The organism is Microbacterium sp. SLBN-154 (genome assembly GCF_006715565.1).
In the GTDB taxonomy this organism is placed as follows: domain Bacteria; phylum Actinomycetota; class Actinomycetes; order Actinomycetales; family Microbacteriaceae; genus Microbacterium.
Window position 1 is genome coordinate 671,714 of sequence record NZ_VFNL01000001.1, and the last position, 15,902, is coordinate 687,615.

Here is a 15,902-nt window from a genome sequence, read left to right on the forward strand (position 1 = left end):
CCGATTCTGCAGGAGTTCGGGACGAGCGCGATCGGCGTTCCCGGCCTACGCCTCCTCGATCAGCTCGAGAGCGCGGCCGGTGCCGTCCTCCGCGGCGACGAGGGGGCCGAGTTCGGCCGCGCGCGGCCGGCACCGGAGGGCCTCGTCGATGGCGTCACCCGCGTGCCGCGCTGTCACCCGGCGCCGGGAGAGCGGGGCGGCAGCGAGGCCGCGAGCCTGCAGCGTCCGGGCCCAGAAGGGTTGATCCGCCAGGAACGGCACGATCACCGACGGCGTGCCGGCGCGCACGGCGGCCTGGGCAGTCCCGGCACCACCGTGATGAACCGCCACCTCGACGAGGGGGAACACCTCGTCGTGCGGAGCGCCGTCGATCACCAGCACGTCGTCGCCCCGGAGCTCGGACGGCACGTCGGCGCCGCCCCAGCCGCGGAGCACCAGGGTCTGCCGTCCGCGCTCGCGCGCCGCTGCGACGAACGCCGCACCCCGCGCGAGCGGATCGCCCTGTGCCATCGACCCGAAGCCGACCGACACCGAGGGCCCGCGGGCGAGGAAGGCCGCCACCGCGGCATCCGATCGCCCGTCGGATCGGCCGGTCCAGGCCCCGGTGAGGTGAGCTGTCGGCAGCCAGTCTCTCGGGCGCGAGAGGATCCGGGGGCTGATCGGAAGAAACGTGGCTCGCGGCGCGCGTGGCCGGGGATCGCCGAGCACCCGCGCCGCCTCGCGCAGCTCTCGCCGGAACATCGACGCCGCGGCCCCGCCCGCGCGGTAGGTGAGGCGGTTGAGGGGACCGAGGTCGAACGACACCGTTCCCGCGGCCGGGAAGTCGCGGGTGGGAACGGTGGTGGGCACGGTTTCGACGGCGAACAGCTTCGCCCCGAGGCGCGCCGCGATGAGGGGAGCCGAGAGCACCTTCGGGTGGGCGATGACCGCGTCGGCTCCGTGGGTGAGCCCGATCTGTGCCGACCCGACGATCACCGCCCGCATGGTCGGGCGGACGACCGAGGAGAAGTTCCGCATGGCCTGGCGGATGGATGTTCCCTGCGCGGCGATCATCGCCTGGAAGTCCGCTCCCAGCGAGGCCGTCTGAAGCCCGTCGAGGTCGACACCGGAGTTGTCCGGGATCGCGAGAGTGACCTCGTGGCCGCGCTCCCGAGCTCGGCGAGCCAGTGCGGCGAAGGGCTCGACGTCTCCGCGCGACCCCGCTGTGAGCAGGAGGAGCTTCACGGTCGAACCCCGCGGACGAGGAGGGGGCCGATGGCCGCCAGGCCGCTGTGGAGGCGCAGGAGCACGTCGGCGTCGACCTCTTCTCGTTCGAAGCGGCGGGCGATGAGGCCGCCGAGGAGAAGGGGGGCGAGCGAATAGGCGGTGAGCGCGACGCGGGCGTCCTCTCGCGCCGCCGCTGAGGCGTCGGCGACCATCCCCTCGGTGTCGAGGACGCGATCGGACGACGCGACGAGCGCGTCGAACACCGCGGCTGCGCCGTCGCCGCCTTCGATCAACGTGCGTGCGATGTAGCGGACGTGAGGCGTCAGGTGTTCCGCCGCGGACCGGCGGCTCGCCTCGTCATCGGGTGAGCCCTTGTGGGTCACGGCGTGGAGCGCGGCGGCGTCGCAGGCGCGACGAAGGCCGGCTTTGTCGGTGAAGTGGTGGATGACCAGCGCCGCGCTCACGCCCGCCTCGGCGGCGATCGTGCGGACGGAGCAGGCGAACCCGTCGCGGGCGAAGCACGCCACCGCGGCATCGAGGATGCGCTGGCGCGTGAAGTCGGAAGCCGGGGAGGGAGGTGTCACGAAGCACATCATTGAACAACTGTTCAACGTCTGTCAACAATCAGACGCCGTCGGCCCTGGACGCCGCCCGCCGAACGCGCCAGGCTGGCACCGACACCACTCGGGAGGATCCATGTTCACCACCGACCACGCTTTCCCCGGCTTCAGCGTCGACGACATCGAGGCGGCACGCCGCTTCTACGGCGACACGCTGGGCATGACCGTCTCCGACAACGACATGGGCTTCCTCGTGCTCGACTTCGCCTCGGGCGGTCGTGTGCTGATCTACGACAAGCCGAATCACGAGCCGGCGAGCTTCACCATCCTGAACTTCCCGGTGCGAGACCTCAGCGCCGCGGTCGACGACCTGAACGCGCGCGGGGTGAACACGAAGATCTACTCCGACGACGAGTTCCCCACCGATCACCGCGGCATCGTCCACGCCACCGACAACGGGCCCGACATCGCCTGGTTCCGAGACCCGGCCGGCAACGTGCTCGCCGTCTTCCAGGACGACGATCTGCCCGGATGACCATCGAGCTGCCCGCCCCGCCCGCGCGCCCGCCGCTCTTCGACGACGACTTCTCTCAGGGGCTCGACCCCGAGCGGTGGGTCGCGCACTACCTCCCGCACTGGACGACGCCCGATCGGTCCGAGGCGCGCTACGCCCTCGGCCCGGCCGGGCTGCAGCTGCGCATCGACGCCGATCAGCGCGACTGGCGGCCCGAGGACGCGCCGCTGCGCGTCTCCAACATCCAGACCGGCACCTTCTCAGGCCCCGTCGGGTCGACGATCGGCACGCACCGCCACCGCGACGACGGTCTCACGGTGCGCACCGAGACGCCCCCGCGCCTGCTGTGGGCGCCGCGATCGGGACGGGTCGACATCACCGTTTCGGCCTCGCGCGACGCGGACTGCATGCTCGCCGCCTGGTTCGTCGGCACCGAGCACCTTTCGGCCGACGACGCCGGCGAGATCTGCATCTTCGAGATCGACGCCTCGGCGATTGGAGACACCACGACCGCGCGCACCGGCATCAAGGCGCACAGCGACCCGCGGCTCACCAGCGACATGAGCGAGGTCGCCCTGCCGCTCGACGCGTCGCGCCCGCACACCTGGACGGCGATCTGGGGCGGCGGCGAGACGGTGGTCGGGTGCGAAGGGAAGGTGGTCGCGCGGATGCCGCAGGCCCCCGCCTCACCGATGTTCCTGCTCATCGACCTGTTCGAGATCGGGCCGCCCTCCGGCGCCTATCCGAAGTCGGCGACGGTGCACCGGGTGCGCGCGTGGGACGGGGAAGTCACCGAGCCGGGTCGCTAGGGCCGCGGCCACGCCGCGGGACCGTCGGTGCCGGCGGGGTACTCGTCCAGCGGCACCTCGCCGCTGCGCCACGCGTCGAGCACGGGCTGCACGATCCGCCAGCACTGCTCGGCCGCGTCGCCGCGGACGGCGAGCATCGCATCGCCGTCGAGGATTCCCGACAGCACCTCGGCATAGGCCTTGAGAGTCCCCTCGCCGAGGTCGGCGATGAGCGGGGCGCGTTCGAGTTCGAAGGCGTTGCCGTCTCCGCTGACGTTCAGCTCGAGCGTCATCCGGTCGGGACCCAGCGCGAAGCGGAGCACGGTGGGTTCCGTGCTCCCGGTGAGACCGTCGGGCAGGTGGCGCACCGGCTTGAACCGCACGATGACCTCGCGCTCGGCGTCATCCAGCGCCTTCCCCGACCGCAGGGTGAAGGGCACTCCCTGCCAGCGGGCGTTGCGCACCTCGAAGACGACCTGGGCGAGCGTCTCGGTGTCGCGCGCGGCATCCACCCCCGGCTCATCGACATACGACGGCAGCGGGCGCGCCTGCACGACGCCGGCGGTGTATCGCGCGCGGTGCGAGGAGGCCACCGGATCGTCCTGCCAGACGTCGGTGGCGCGGAGGACCGCGCCGGTCGCCTCGCGGAAGTCGATCTCCGACAGTGACGCCGGGGGCTCCATCGCGACGATCGCGAGCACCTGCAGGAGGTGGCTCTGGATCATGTCCACCAGCGCGCCGGCGTGGTCGTAGTACCCGGCCCTGCCCTCGAGCCCGAGGGTCTCGTCGTAGCCGATGAAGATCGACTCGATGTGCTCGGCCGACCACACCGGCTCGAGCACCCGGTTCGCCAGGCGCGCGCCGAGGATGTTCAGGGTCGTCGAGCGGCCGAGGAAGTGGTCGATGCGGAAGACCTGCGACTCGGGGACGATCTTCGCGACGGTCTCGTTCAGGGCGCGGGCGGTCTTCTCATCGCTGCCGAACGGCTTCTCGATCGCGAGGATGAGGCCCTCGGGAACCTCCAGCCCGGTCAGCGCCTTGCACGCGCGCTCGGTGATCGCCGGCGGCACGGCGAAGTACAGCGCGACCCGGCCGTCGTTGCCGCTCATGAGCGCGGTGAGGTCGGCGGGGTCGGTGATGTCGGCTTTCGTATAGGTCGTCGCCGCCACCGAGGGGAAGGCCTTCTCCGATCCGGTCGTGGCGAACGACGCCTTCACGACCTCGCGCCAGTGGTCGTCATCCCAGTCATCCATTCCCGCGCCGCGGAGGTGGATCCGGCGGTCGGGCTCACGGGTGAGCAGCTGCCCGAGGGCGGGGAGGAGGAGCCTCGAGGTGAGATCTCCGGAGGCCCCGAGGATGATCAGCGTGGTCAGGTCGGTGGCCGTCTTCTCCGCAGCGCTCATGCTCGCCACCCTAGTTCGTCGATGGGGCTTCTCACCGCGAAGAAGAGGGGGGATGCCGGGACTCCGGCATCCCCCCTGGCGCGGCGCCTCAGGCGGCCAGCGCCTCCCGCAGCTTGACGCGTGCCCCCATGCGCAAGAGCGAGTTCTCGTAGATCTTCGCGCCGACGAGGATCGCGCCGACGCAGGTCGCGGCGAGGATCGCGAGCGACACCAGCGGCTCCCACCACTGCGCCTCGCCGAGGAAGAGTCGCATCGGCATGCCCACGGGTGCCGAGAACGGCACGTAGGACATGATCGTCAGCACCAGCGAGTTGTCGTTGAAGAAGATGACCAGGAAGTACGGCGCCATGATCAGCATGGTCAACGGCGTCGTGGTCGACCCGATGTCCTCCTGCCGCGACACCATCGCCGCCGCCGCGGCGAACAGTGCGGCCAGCAGCACGAAACCGAAGAGGAAGAACACGGCGAACCAGGCGATCGGCGCCCCGAGGCCCTGCAGCAACGCGGTCTGGTCGGTGACGGTGAGTCCCACGACGGCGACGGCGGCGAGCACCAGGATCTGCCCCACCGCGAGCACGGTGTTGCCGATGACCTTTCCGGCCAGCAGCGCACGGGTGGGCACCGCCGAGATGAGCAGCTCGACCACGCGGGTCTGCTTCTCCTCGACCACGCTCTGGGCGATGGTGCCGCCGAAGAGAGACGCGGCGAGGAGGAACACGATGCCGAAGCCGAGGGCGACGAAGTAGCGGAGCAGCGGGTTGGTCTCATCCGGGTTCAACAACTCCACGGGCGGCACCTGCGCCAGGGTGAGCATGAGGTCGGTGGGCGGGCTCGAGTCGGCGATGATGACGAAGCCGAGCGGCGACGACGAGTCGCCCACGACCGCGGCGTCGACCTCACCCGCGGCGACGAGATCCTCGGCCTGCGCCCGGTCGCTGACGTCGGTGACCTCGAGCCCATCGACCCCGTCGACGTACTGCACCGCGTTGCTGGTGACCGCGACCGGCGTTCCCGAGGTGTTCTGGGCGCTGAAGCCGCCCCAGATCACCAGGGCGAGCGCACCGAGGACGAGGATGGCGGTGGAGATGACGAAGGCCTTGCTGCGCAGCTTCGACCCGATCTCGCGCTCGGCGACGAGCCAGACGCTCTGCGCCGTGCTGGGCGCGCTGGGAAGGGTGGACGTGCTCACTGGATGACCTCCTTGAAGATCTGGGCGAGGGTGGGATGCTGCGGGGCGAAGCTCGCGACGTCCCCCTGGGCCACTGCGCGGCGGAGCACCCGCTGCGCGGCGTCCTCGGAGTCGACGTCGAACACGGCGTACCCGCCGTCGAAGTCGATGACGCTCACGCCGGGCTCGTCCCGCAGCCACCCGGCGTCGCCGGCCGACACGAGCTCGTACCGGTGAGCCGAATGCTCCGCGCGCAGGGCGTCGCGGGCGCCGGAGGCGCGGACGCGGCCCCCGGCGATGATGACGAGGTCGTCGCACAGGCGCTCGACGACGTCGAGCTGGTGCGAGGAGAAGAGGACGGATGCCCCGGCGGCGGCCCGCTGCTGCAGCACGCCCGCGACCACGTCGACGGCGAGGGGGTCCAGGCCCGAGAACGGCTCGTCGAGGATCAGCACCTCGGGCTGGTGCACCAGGGCAGCGGCGATCTGGGCGCGCTGCTGGTTTCCGAGCGAGAGCGTTTCGACGTTGTCCTCCAGGCGCTCGCCGAGGCCCAGCTCCTCGAGCAGGGCGGTGGCGCGGGCGGTGGCGTCGGCCTTGGAGAATCCGTGGAGGCGCGCGAGATAGACGATGTGCTCGAGCACCTTCATCTTCGGGTACAGCCCCCGCTCCTCGGGCATGTACCCGAAGCGGCGGCGGTCGGCGGGGGTGACGGGCGATCCGTCGAGCGCGACGGTGCCGGCGTCTTTGCCCAGGACCCCGAGGACGATGCGCATCGTCGTGGTCTTGCCGGCGCCGTTGCCGCCGACGAAGCCTGTCAGGCGCCCGGGGCGCACGTCGAACGACACGTCGTCGAGCGCGCGGCGACCGCCGTACGCCTTGGTGATGCCTCTCAGTTCCAGCATGGGTGCTCCTTCTGGTCGGGACCGGCGGGGGATGACATCGACGTTACGGAGGACGCCGCGGCGTGACATCCGTCCCCGGGCGGGTTCTGCGCTCGCTCGGCCCTCCCCCCTGCGGGGGATCCCTCGACATCGAGAGAAAATTCCATACGCGGGAATACATAAGGGATGCCGCGACTTTCACCCTCTTGGAATGTCCGACGGCGGTCTCCCGCCGGGAGACGCCATCTATGGAGGAGAACTCAATGAGCAACCGCACCATCGGGTACATCGTCGGGAGCATCTCGTCGACGTCGATCAACCGGCGCCTGGCCGAGGCGCTCGCGCGTCTTGCCCCGGAGGGCACGACCCTCGTCGAGATCCCGATCAAGGACCTGCCGTTCTATTCGCCCGACCACGACGCCGACTACCCCGAGGTCGCCCGCGACTTCAAGCAGGCCCTCGCCGACGTCGACGGCGTCATCATCGTCACCCCCGAGTACAGCCGCTCCATCCCCGGCGTGCTGAAGAACGCCCTCGACTGGGCGGCGCGCCCCTGGGGCCAGAACTCGTTCGACGGCAAGCCCACCGCCGTCATCGGCACCTCGCAGGGCGGCATCGCCACCGCTGCGGGCCAGCAGCACCTGAAGGCCATCCTCAGCCACTTCAACGCCCCGTCGCTCGGACAGCCCGAGGGCTACATCCAGACCACCCCGGGTCTGTTCACCGACTCGGGTGAGGTCACCAACGACGAGACCGCCGCGTTCCTCGTCGGCTACCTCGAGGCGTTCAACGCCCTCGTCGACCGCTACGCGCACGAGCTCGTCAGCGCCTGACGCATCCCCCCTCGACAGCCCCGGCTCCGCTTCGGCGGGCCGGGGCTGTCGCTCTTCCGGCCGGGGTCTCGAGGGGCGAGGATGGCTGTCGACGTCAGCGCGACGCCGAGGGGGATCTGTGACCGGACGCATCATCATCGACCTGTTCGTCTCGCTGGACGGTGTCGCCCAGGCGCCGGGGGCGCCCGATGAAGACCGATCGGGCGACTTCCCCTACGGCGGCTGGCAGGAGCCCGTGATGGGCGAGATCGAGGGGCGCGAGATCGCCCGCGGCATCGACGAGATGGACGCGCTCGTGCTCGGGCGGCGCACGTACGACATCTTCGCCGCCTACTGGCCGCACCACGTCGAGGGCGACGGCGCCGGCCGCATCGGCCGGAAGTTCGCCGCGATCCCGAAGTACGTCGCGTCCCGGGGCGCCCCCGCGCTCGCCTGGGAGGGCTCGACGCTTCTGGGTGACGATGCGGTGGCGGGCGTCATCGCGCTCCGCGAGGTGCACGAGAGCATCCACGTCATCGGGAGCGTCGACTTCGTGCAGTCCCTCCTCGCCGCGGAGGCGTTCGACGAGCTCCGGCTCTACACCTACCCGGTGGTGATCGGTCGGGGCAAGCGGGTGTTCCCCGAGGGGGCGTCGCCCGCGACGCTCGCGCTGCTCGGCGATCCGATCGTGTCCGAGAAGGGGGCCGTGCTGCTTCGCTACGCCCCCGCCGGCCCGCTCCGCACGGGAGAGATGGGCGACTGACGCGCTCTCAGGTGAGGCCGTGCCGGTGAGCGTAGACCACCGCGGCGACCCGGTCGCGGGCGCCGAGCTTCTGCAGCACGTTGGAGACGTGGGTCTTCACCGTGGCCTCGCCGATGAAGAGCCGCTCGGCGATCTCGGCGTTGCTGAGCGCCTGCGCGACGAGGCGCAGCACCTCGGTCTCGCGATCGGTGAGCTCGACGACGGGTGCGGCGGGCGCGGCCTCGGGCGCCGCCGCCGTCGGCCCGGACGAGGAGATTCGGTCCAGACGCGGACGATCCGACGCGAAAGCTCCGCCGCTCGGCCGATCCTCCTCGACCGAGGTGGGCGGGGCCGGGCGCGGCGCCGCGTTCAGGGCCGAGTCCGCGCCACCGCCCGCGAACCGCTGGATCACCCGGCGCGTGACCTCGGGGGCGAGCAGCGCGTCGCCCGCGGCGGCGACCCGCACCGCGTGGACGAGCTCCTCGGGCCCGGCGTTCTTCAGCAGGAATCCGCTGGCCCCCGCCGACAGCGCCTCGAAGAGGTAGTCGTCGCGGTCGAAGGTGGTCACGATGAGGAGGGCGGCCTCCGATCCCGCCTCGACGAGGGTGCGGGTCGCGGTGATCCCGTCCATCCCGGGCATCTGCACGTCCATGCAGATCACGTCGGGAGAATGGACGGATGCCGCGGCGACCGCCTCGGAGCCGTTCGCCGCCTCTGCGACCACCGCGATGTCATCCTCGGATTCGAGGATCATGCGAAAGCCCGCCCGCATGACGGCATGGTCGTCGACGAGGAGGACGCGGATCATCGGACCGCTCCGGTCGTCACGGCAGCGTCATCCCTCGGCGCCGCCGGGGGCGCGGCGGGAAGCGGCACGTGCACCCGCACGCGGAATCCGCCACGCACGCGGGGCCCGGCCTCGAGGGTGCCGCCGGACGCGGCCGCGCGCTCGCGCATCCCCACGAGCCCGAGACCGGGTCGCATGGGTGTGGCCACGCGGCCGGTGTTGGTGATCTCGAGCTCGACCCCGTCCCGCTCGAATCGCAGGCGCACGTCGGCCCGCGCGTCGGGCCCGGCGTGACGCCGTGCATTCGTGAGCGCCTCCTGGGCGATGCGGTAGAGGTTCACCTGCACGACGTCGGGCAGGGGCCTCGGGTCGCCGATGACGGCGTAGGTGGTCGGCAGTCCGTTCTCGTCCGCGTACGCCACGAGGTCGTGGAGATCCTCGACCGAGAGCGTCGAGCCCTCGGTCGACCCGCCGTCCGGTGTCCGCAGTGTCTCCAGCAGCTGGCGGAGCTCATGCAGAGCCGAGCGGGCCGAGGTCTCCACTCCCGCCAGCGCCGTCCGCGCGGCATCCGGGTCCTTCTCGATCACCGCGCGCGCGGCCCCCGCCTGCACTCCCATCGCCGAGACGTGGTGCGCGACGACGTCGTGGAGCTCGCGGGCGATCCGCACCCGGTCGAGGGCCACGGCCTGGGCGGCGGTGACTTCCCGCTCGCGCTCGAGCTCTGCGGTGCGCTCCTCCAGCGCGCCGCGCTGAAGGGCCGAAGCGTACGCCCGGTCGCCCATGTACCAGGCGCCTGCGAAGAAGGCCATGTTCACCAGGATCTGGATGAGCGCGTACGCGGCGAACGGCGAGAACGCTCCGGCCATCGACGGCCCGTCGGGGTCGGGGTCGGCGGTGTCGAGGTAGAGGGTGGCGAGGAGCCAGACGAACATCCCCACCGTGACGAGGGCGCGGATGACGACCGCGCGTCGTCGGTCGAGGACCCAGGCGCCGACGCCGTAGAAGGCGATGAACAGGGCGATCTGGCCGACATAGAGGTCGGAGACCCGCAACGAGCCGCCGGCGTAGAACACCGCCGCGACGATCACGAGGCAGAGCGTGGGAAAGCGCCGACGGAAGGCGAGGGGCGCGCTGAGGGCGACGGAGTACACCAGAGCCGTACCGAGACCGGCCGCCTCGCCCTGGTAGAACCCGGCGACCAGTCCCAGCCACGAGCTGAGGATCCCCGACAGCAGCAGCCCGGCCGCCAGAAGCACATCGCCGCGCGGCGGGATCCAGCGCGTGGCCGGAGAAGGGAGGGCGTCCGACATGCGTTCCACGGTAGGCCAGACACGCCGGCGCGACATCCGTCTCACGGGGGAGCCCGCGCGACGGGTTCCGGTCAGGTGAGGCGGACGATGTCGGCGCGCGCCGCCCGGATGAGGGTCTGCACGCGGTCGCGAACCCCCCACTTGGCCATCACGTTGCCGAGGTGCGTCTTCACCGTCGCCTCCGACAGATGGAGCTCGGCGGCGATCTCGGCGTTGGACATCCCCCGTCCGAGGAGGACGACCACGTCGCGCTCGCGATCGGAGAGCTGCTCGTGGTCGGCGAGCGACTCGACGGTCGTCGGCCCCGCGCCGTCGCGGATGGAGGTGATGAGCTCTGTCGTGACGCTCGGGGAGATCACCACCGAGCCGTCGACGACGTCGCGGATGGCGGCGACGAGCTCGTCGGGATCGGTGTCCTTCACCAGGTACGCGCTCGCCCCTGCGCGAAGGGCCGGCACGACGTAGCGCACCGACGAGAACGTGGTCACTGCGATCACGCGGATCTCGGGGAAGGCCTCGTGGATGCGGCGGGTGGCCTCGACGCCGTCGACGCCGGGCATCTGCATGTCCATGAGCACGGCGTCGGGACGCAGTTCGGCGCAGAGGTGCACGGCCGCGGCGCCATCGGCCGCCTCGCCGACGACCTCCATGTCGGGGGCGCTGCGCACGAACACCGCCAGCGCGTGACGCATGAGGGCCTCGTCGTCGACGATGATGACACGCAGAGACGCGGGAGCGGCGGTCGGCACACGGGCAGTCTATGGGCCGGGGCGGAACCCGGGTCCGACGAAAGTCGGAGGGGAACGGCGACCTTCGACTGCTGCGCCGCCACGGCTCGACCGCGAGGATGGAGGCATCGACTTCTGAGGAGGAGATCATGGCACCGACGCCGACCCGCCCCCTGCCGGGCTTCGCCAGCGTCCTCGGTCGCGGTCCGCTCGCACCGCTGGCGTTCTGGAGCACCCTCTGCAACCTGTTCGGCGGCACCTGCTGAGTCGCCGGCGCCCGGGCACAGCTGCCCGGGCATAATCGGGGGGATGGCTTCCCACGCCTCCACCCCTCGCTCAGCCGGCAGCGGCGCCGCCGGCTGGCGTGATATCTGGCGCATCACCCCCCTCTCCCGCGTCGCCGCACGAGTGGTGGTGGCGCTCGTGGTCGCGATCATCGCTCTCGAGATCGTCGTCGCCGTCATCGACGCCGGGGCCGAGCCCCTCACCACCACCGTCGCCGAGATCCTCATCACCGCGTGCTTCGCCCTGTTCGCGGTGCACCCGCCCACCGCGACGCTCGTGCTCCTGGCCGGCGCCTCCCTCGCCCTCGGGCGGACGGGCGCCGAGCAGACCCTCCTCGCGCTCGCCGTGGCATCCGGATTCGTCGTCGCCACCTGCTCCCGCATCCTCTCTCTCGTCTACGGCGCGGGACTGGTCGTGTGGATCCTCATCGTCATCGTCTTCTCCCCCGGTGCGATTCCCGGCACCTGGATCGTGGTGCTGGCGATCCTCGCCGCCGTCTCGGCCGTGATCGGGTGGTCGGTCAGGCGACTCCGCGAGCGCACGAGCGCGCTGTCGACGGCGCTCGAGCGCCGCGAGCGTGCCGCCGAGGACGCCGCCCGTGTGGAGCGCCAGCGGATCAGCGATGAGCTCCACGACGTCATCGCTCACGAGCTGACGATCATCTCCATGCACGCGAGCGTGCTGGAGCGCACCGACGACAGCGCGATCCGCAGCGAATCGGAGGCGGCGATCCGGGATGCCGCGCGGCAGGCCCTCGCCGATATCCGGCGTCTGCTCGATCTCACCGCGCCGTCGGACGGTGAGGAGGGAGACGGCGGCCGGAGGCGGCTTCGCTCGACGCTCGGCGACGTCGAGCGTGAACTGCGCGCGCTGGGAATGACCGTCGACGCACGCGGCTTCGATGCCGCCGGCTCGCTCTCGCCGACGGTCGACATCGCGCTGGCCCGCGTCCTGCGGGAGGCTGCGACCAACGTCGCGAAACACGGTCGCCCCGACGGTGCCGTCGAGATCGCCCTTTCCCTCGAGGACGGCGAGGCGACCCTCGCGGTCGTCAACCCCGTGGGTGGGGGGTCGGCGCGCACCCGACTCGCCCTGCCTTCCGGCGGCTACGGCCTCGCTCGGATGCGCGAGCGGATGCGCGTGCTCGGCGGCTCGCTCGACGCCTCACCGATCGATGACGGGTGGCGGGTGCAGGCCCGGCTGCCCCAGCGCTGACACGGCGCCGAACCCCTTCGCTCCACCTTTCGTCGGAGCCGGCCTCCGACGCCGGTCGCGGCGAGGTTCGGTCGTCCGGGCGATGTGGCCGGGGGGTGCGCGGCCGGATTCTGAGGGCATGACGACGCCCATGCTGACCGGGACCGACCGCTACGGCGGACGGATCACCGAGATCTACGACCTGATGTATCCCGACCTCTTCGGGGACTTCTCCGGTCTGCTCGACTACCTCGCTCGCCGGGTGTCGGGCCGCCGGGTGCTGGAGTTCGGCGTCGGCACCGGACGACTGGCCTTCGTCCTGGCCGACGCGGGCTACGACGTGACCGGCATCGACGCCTCGCCGGCCATGCTCGAGGTCCTCCGCGAACGCGACGCCGACGGCCGCATCGATGCGCGCCTGGGAGACTTCACCCGCGACCGGGTGGACGGCGAATACGACCTGGCGATGGTGATGGTCAACACCCTCTTCTTCGCCACGAGCCTCGACGACCAGATCGCGGTGTTCCGCTCTGCCCACGACGCGCTGAGCGACGACGGCGTCTTCCTCGTCGAGACCTTCTCGCCCTCGGTCTACCACGCTCAGCGCGCGCCGCTCGTGCAGATGCGCCAGCTGGATGTCACCACGGTGATGGTCGAGCAGTACACCGTCGAGCCCACCGCGCAGCTGCTCGTCGCCGAGCACACGGTGCTCGGTCGGGGGGAGCCGTTCACCTTCACCCACGTCTTGCGCTACGCCTTCCCCTTCGAGCTCGACGCCGTGGCGCGCGCCGCCGGCATGGAGCTGGCCGAGCGGAGTGCCACGTGGCAGGGGGCGCCGTATGTCGATGGCATGGGGCGCTGTCTCTCCCTCTACCGCAAGGCCGCCCGATGATCGGCGAGAACGGGCAGCGACTGCTCGAACGGGTGCGGCCGCTCCTGGAGGCGATGGGCCGCCGCGTCGACGAGGTCACCGAGGCTTCCCCGATCATCGGACGCAACCTCAACGGCGAGATCGTCTTCGGCGACGGCGACCGGGTCTTCGTCAAGCAGCTGGGCGGCATGGCCGCCGGCGAGCGTCACGCGCGCAGCGTCTCGTTCCATGAGTGCGTGCGTCTCGCCGATGCCGGCGCCGACCTGCGGGCCCCGGCGCTCCGGGCCGCGCATGCCCCGTCGGTGTCGCTCGCGTACGAGTGGGTCGACGCCCGCTCGACGTTCGCGCAGTCCATTCGCGAGGTCGAGGCCGAGACGGACGAGGTCCGCCGCGCCGGACGCTGCGTCGCCGCCCTGCACTCGCTCGAGGTGATCGATCCCGACGCCATCGACCGCAGCCGGCCGATGTTCCCCCCGGCCGGGCCCAACGCGATGTCACGCGAGACCTTCTACGGCTCCACGATGGGGCAGCTCGACATGTGGCGGTTCATCCAGCGCGACCAGCCGCTGCTGGACGCCCTGAATCTGCTGGTGGATCGCTCGCGCGACGGCCGGCGCACCCCGGCGCACGGCGACCTGCGCGCCGACCAGATCTTCCTCACCGCCGAGGAGGCGTTCATGCTCGACTGGGAGGAGTTCCGCCTGGGCGACCCCGCCCGCGATGTCGGCGCCATGCTCGGCGAGGTCTTCTACCACCGGCTCCGCCGCACCATCGTCGACGCATCGATGCACGCCGACGAACTCGACGACGCCGACGTGGTGCGTTTCGGGTCGGAGGCGATCGACACCTCGCGGCCGTTGGCGCAGGCCTTCTGGCGCGGGTACCGCGACCGCGTCGCCGACGACATCGTCGACGCCGCGTTCGTGGACCGCGCGGTGAGCTACTTCGGCTGGCAGCTGTTCGACCGCTCGCTGGCCTCCGGTACCTACTTCGGTCGCGTGTCGGCGCTCGATCGGGCGCTCGCCGGGATCGGGCGGGAGGCGATCGTCGGCTCCGACCGTTACGGAGCGGTGCTCGGCCTCGACGACCTCAGCACCCAGGAGGTGACGGCATGACCGACCGTGCGACTCCGATCCGCCGCGAGTGGCGTCTCGATCCCGGGGTGGAGGCGCTCATCGAGGCGACGACCGTGGCGTACCGCGACGACGGATGGATCGTCGACTGCGACGGGCACGAGCTGCGGGCGTCGTCGCAGCGCGGCCTCGAACACGCCCTCGCCACCCACCTGTACACGCGGCACCACGCGGGGAGCACACCGCAGCACGCCGATGACTTCGTGCCGGCGCTGCAGAACGACCACGTCTTCGAGGAGCGCCTCGTCGCCGCATCCGCTTCCCTCTCCCGTGTCGAGAGACTGACTGCGATCGACACGGTCGACGGCGCCGACGGCGGCGCGATCGTGCTGCTCCAGGGGGTGCGGGTCTTCGTGCCCGGCACCGTCCGCCCGGGCCGCGGCCGTGTGCGCATCGATGCCGAGCTGCCCTCGCTCGCCCCGCGCCTGTCGATCGGGTTCCTCTTCTTCACCCCGCGCATCGGCGGGGGCGGTGGGGGGAGGCCGCTGCGGGTCTACCGGCATCTCCGCAACGCCGACGAGGCGGTGTCGGTGTGGGCGCGCTTCACCCGGTGGGCCGAGGACAGCGGCGCACCGCTGCGCGCGAAGGTGATCTCGCAAACCTGGAGCTTCCCCCGCAACGACGCCCTCGTCGTCTACCTGCCCGCCGAGAGCTGGGCTCTCCTCGACGAGGTGGCCGAGGTGCTGCGCGCCGACGACGAGACTCCCGTCTCGATCTTCGCGCGACGGATCGCACCCGGCGTGAGCGTCGCGTGGGAACCGATGGACCTCGCCGCGGGCCCGGGACGCACCAGTTTCGGAGAGCACCGCGCCGCCGCCGTGGCCCAGGGCGTGGTGGCCTCCGCCGACGGCAGCAGCCCCACGGCGCGCGTCCGTGAGGCGCTCCTGGCTGCGAACGTCGACCCGCGCGCGGTCTTCCAGAATCTCGACTCGCCCCCGTGGGAGTGGCGGGTCGGTCGGACTGGCGACAGTCGCCAGAGCGGGAGCGGAGACGCCGCTTCCGTCACCACAGAGAGAAAGGAGCAGTGAATGGATGCTGCCACGCAGTCGCTCATTGCCGGTTACCGCTCGTACGCCGGAGCGGCCGACCTCGTCGAGATGACCGAGGCGGCCCCCGCCGCCACCCCGGGCATCCTCAGCTTCATCGCCGCCTCCAGCGCCGCCTGCGGCACCGCCACCTCCATCGTCAGCGTCGGCGGAACCTCGTTCACCGTCACCTACGGCTGCTGACCCCCCAGGAAAGGAAAACCCGCATGTCACACACCCAGTCGCTCGTCGCCGGTTTCAGCGCCTACGCGCAGGCATCCGAGCTGTCCGCCCTCACCGGCGAGGCGGCCCCCGCCGCCACCCCGTCGACGGTGAGCGTGTTCCTGACCGCCTCCTCGCCCGAGTGCGTCGCCTTCTCCATCGGCGCGAGCGCCGGCGCGGTCACGAGCACCGGCGTCACCATCACCGCCGGCTGCTGATCGCTTCGCCCGCCGCCGCGGTGTCAGCGCCGTCGTGCTGAGGCGCCGGCGCACG

Annotated in this window: 18 protein-coding genes; 10 read left to right on the forward strand and 8 right to left on the reverse strand. The window is 71.4% G+C overall.

All coding sequences use genetic code 11. From position 1 onward, the window contains the following. Positions 1 to 45: 45 nt before the first annotated feature. Complete coding sequence (locus FBY40_RS03420) at positions 46 to 1,224, reverse strand: glycosyltransferase (protein WP_141936398.1); 1,179 nt, start codon at positions 1,222 to 1,224, stop codon at positions 46 to 48. Continuing rightward, complete coding sequence (locus FBY40_RS17425; RefSeq protein ID WP_235014522.1) at positions 1,221 to 1,790, reverse strand: TetR/AcrR family transcriptional regulator; 570 nt, start codon at positions 1,788 to 1,790, stop codon at positions 1,221 to 1,223. The genes FBY40_RS03420 and FBY40_RS17425 overlap by 4 nt, the downstream gene beginning before the upstream one ends. Before the next feature lie 112 nt (positions 1,791 to 1,902). On the opposite strand from FBY40_RS17425, the gene FBY40_RS03430 reads away from it, so the two are divergent. Together FBY40_RS03430 and FBY40_RS03435 are read left to right on the forward strand one after the other, a co-directional pair. Further along, positions 1,903 to 2,301, forward strand: a complete 399-nt coding sequence (locus FBY40_RS03430; RefSeq protein WP_141936400.1) for a VOC family protein — start codon at positions 1,903 to 1,905, stop codon at positions 2,299 to 2,301. Next, positions 2,298 to 3,089: a hypothetical protein gene (locus FBY40_RS03435; protein WP_141936402.1), complete on the forward strand. Its 792-nt coding sequence runs from the start codon at positions 2,298 to 2,300 to the stop codon at positions 3,087 to 3,089. The genes FBY40_RS03430 and FBY40_RS03435 overlap by 4 nt, the downstream gene beginning before the upstream one ends. Here the strand turns inward: FBY40_RS03435 and FBY40_RS03440 are convergent. The 3 genes from FBY40_RS03440 to FBY40_RS03450 form a co-directional block, all read right to left on the reverse strand. Next, positions 3,086 to 4,471: a glucose-6-phosphate dehydrogenase gene (locus FBY40_RS03440; RefSeq protein WP_141936404.1), complete on the reverse strand. Its 1,386-nt coding sequence runs from the start codon at positions 4,469 to 4,471 to the stop codon at positions 3,086 to 3,088. The two genes, FBY40_RS03435 and FBY40_RS03440, sit on opposite strands and share 4 nt — an antisense overlap. An 88-nt stretch (positions 4,472 to 4,559) precedes the next feature. Then, positions 4,560 to 5,660, reverse strand: coding sequence for an ABC transporter permease (locus FBY40_RS03445; RefSeq protein WP_141936406.1), 1,101 nt, complete (start codon positions 5,658 to 5,660; stop codon positions 4,560 to 4,562). Then, positions 5,657 to 6,541, reverse strand: a complete 885-nt coding sequence (locus tag FBY40_RS03450) for an ABC transporter ATP-binding protein (RefSeq protein WP_141936407.1) — start codon at positions 6,539 to 6,541, stop codon at positions 5,657 to 5,659. The genes FBY40_RS03445 and FBY40_RS03450 overlap by 4 nt, the downstream gene beginning before the upstream one ends. A 242-nt stretch (positions 6,542 to 6,783) precedes the next feature. Here FBY40_RS03450 and FBY40_RS03455 point away from each other — a divergent pair, with 242 nt between their 5' ends. After that, on the forward strand, positions 6,784 to 7,353 hold the full coding sequence (locus FBY40_RS03455) for an NADPH-dependent FMN reductase (RefSeq protein ID WP_141936409.1): 570 nt from the start codon (positions 6,784 to 6,786) through the stop codon (positions 7,351 to 7,353). Between the two features lie 118 nt (positions 7,354 to 7,471). Then, the gene (locus FBY40_RS03460; protein WP_141936411.1) at positions 7,472 to 8,095 is read left to right on the forward strand and encodes a dihydrofolate reductase family protein; all 624 of its coding nucleotides are present in this window, start codon (positions 7,472 to 7,474) and stop codon (positions 8,093 to 8,095) included. A gap of 7 nt (positions 8,096 to 8,102) precedes the next feature. Here the strand turns inward: FBY40_RS03460 and FBY40_RS03465 are convergent, their stop codons facing one another. The 3 genes from FBY40_RS03465 to FBY40_RS03475 form a co-directional block, all read right to left on the reverse strand. Continuing rightward, entirely contained in the window at positions 8,103 to 8,882 is a 780-nt protein-coding gene (locus tag FBY40_RS03465) for a response regulator (protein ID WP_141936413.1), read from the reverse strand. Further along, positions 8,879 to 10,171, reverse strand: a complete 1,293-nt coding sequence (locus FBY40_RS03470) for a sensor histidine kinase (protein ID WP_141936415.1) — start codon at positions 10,169 to 10,171, stop codon at positions 8,879 to 8,881. Before FBY40_RS03470 ends, FBY40_RS03465 begins: the two co-directional genes overlap by 4 nt. Positions 10,172 to 10,242: 71 nt before the next feature. Then, positions 10,243 to 10,920, reverse strand: coding sequence for a response regulator (locus FBY40_RS03475; protein ID WP_141936417.1), 678 nt, complete (start codon positions 10,918 to 10,920; stop codon positions 10,243 to 10,245). Between the two features lie 288 nt (positions 10,921 to 11,208). Between FBY40_RS03475 and FBY40_RS03480 the strand changes: the two genes are divergently transcribed. From FBY40_RS03480 to FBY40_RS03505, 6 genes are all read left to right on the forward strand, one after another. Then, a complete protein-coding gene (locus FBY40_RS03480; protein ID WP_141936419.1) occupies positions 11,209 to 12,399 on the forward strand; it encodes a sensor histidine kinase in 1,191 nt (396 codons plus the stop codon). A gap of 118 nt (positions 12,400 to 12,517) precedes the next feature. Beyond that, positions 12,518 to 13,270: a class I SAM-dependent methyltransferase gene (locus tag FBY40_RS17255; RefSeq protein ID WP_160141336.1), complete on the forward strand. Its 753-nt coding sequence runs from the start codon at positions 12,518 to 12,520 to the stop codon at positions 13,268 to 13,270. After that, positions 13,267 to 14,364, forward strand: a complete 1,098-nt coding sequence (locus FBY40_RS03490) for a phosphotransferase (protein ID WP_141936423.1) — start codon at positions 13,267 to 13,269, stop codon at positions 14,362 to 14,364. The genes FBY40_RS17255 and FBY40_RS03490 overlap by 4 nt, the downstream gene beginning before the upstream one ends. Further along, positions 14,361 to 15,410 (forward strand): T3SS effector HopA1 family protein, encoded by a 1,050-nt coding sequence (locus FBY40_RS03495; RefSeq protein ID WP_141936425.1) that lies wholly within the window; start codon positions 14,361 to 14,363, stop codon positions 15,408 to 15,410. The genes FBY40_RS03490 and FBY40_RS03495 overlap by 4 nt, the downstream gene beginning before the upstream one ends. Then, positions 15,411 to 15,611, forward strand: coding sequence for a hypothetical protein (locus tag FBY40_RS03500; protein ID WP_141936427.1), 201 nt, complete (start codon positions 15,411 to 15,413; stop codon positions 15,609 to 15,611). A 23-nt stretch (positions 15,612 to 15,634) separates the two neighbouring features. After that, positions 15,635 to 15,847 carry a hypothetical protein gene (locus FBY40_RS03505; RefSeq protein ID WP_141936428.1) on the forward strand — a complete coding sequence of 71 codons (213 nt, stop codon included), beginning with the start codon at positions 15,635 to 15,637 and terminating at the stop codon, positions 15,845 to 15,847. The last annotated feature ends 55 nt before the right edge of the window (positions 15,848 to 15,902 follow it).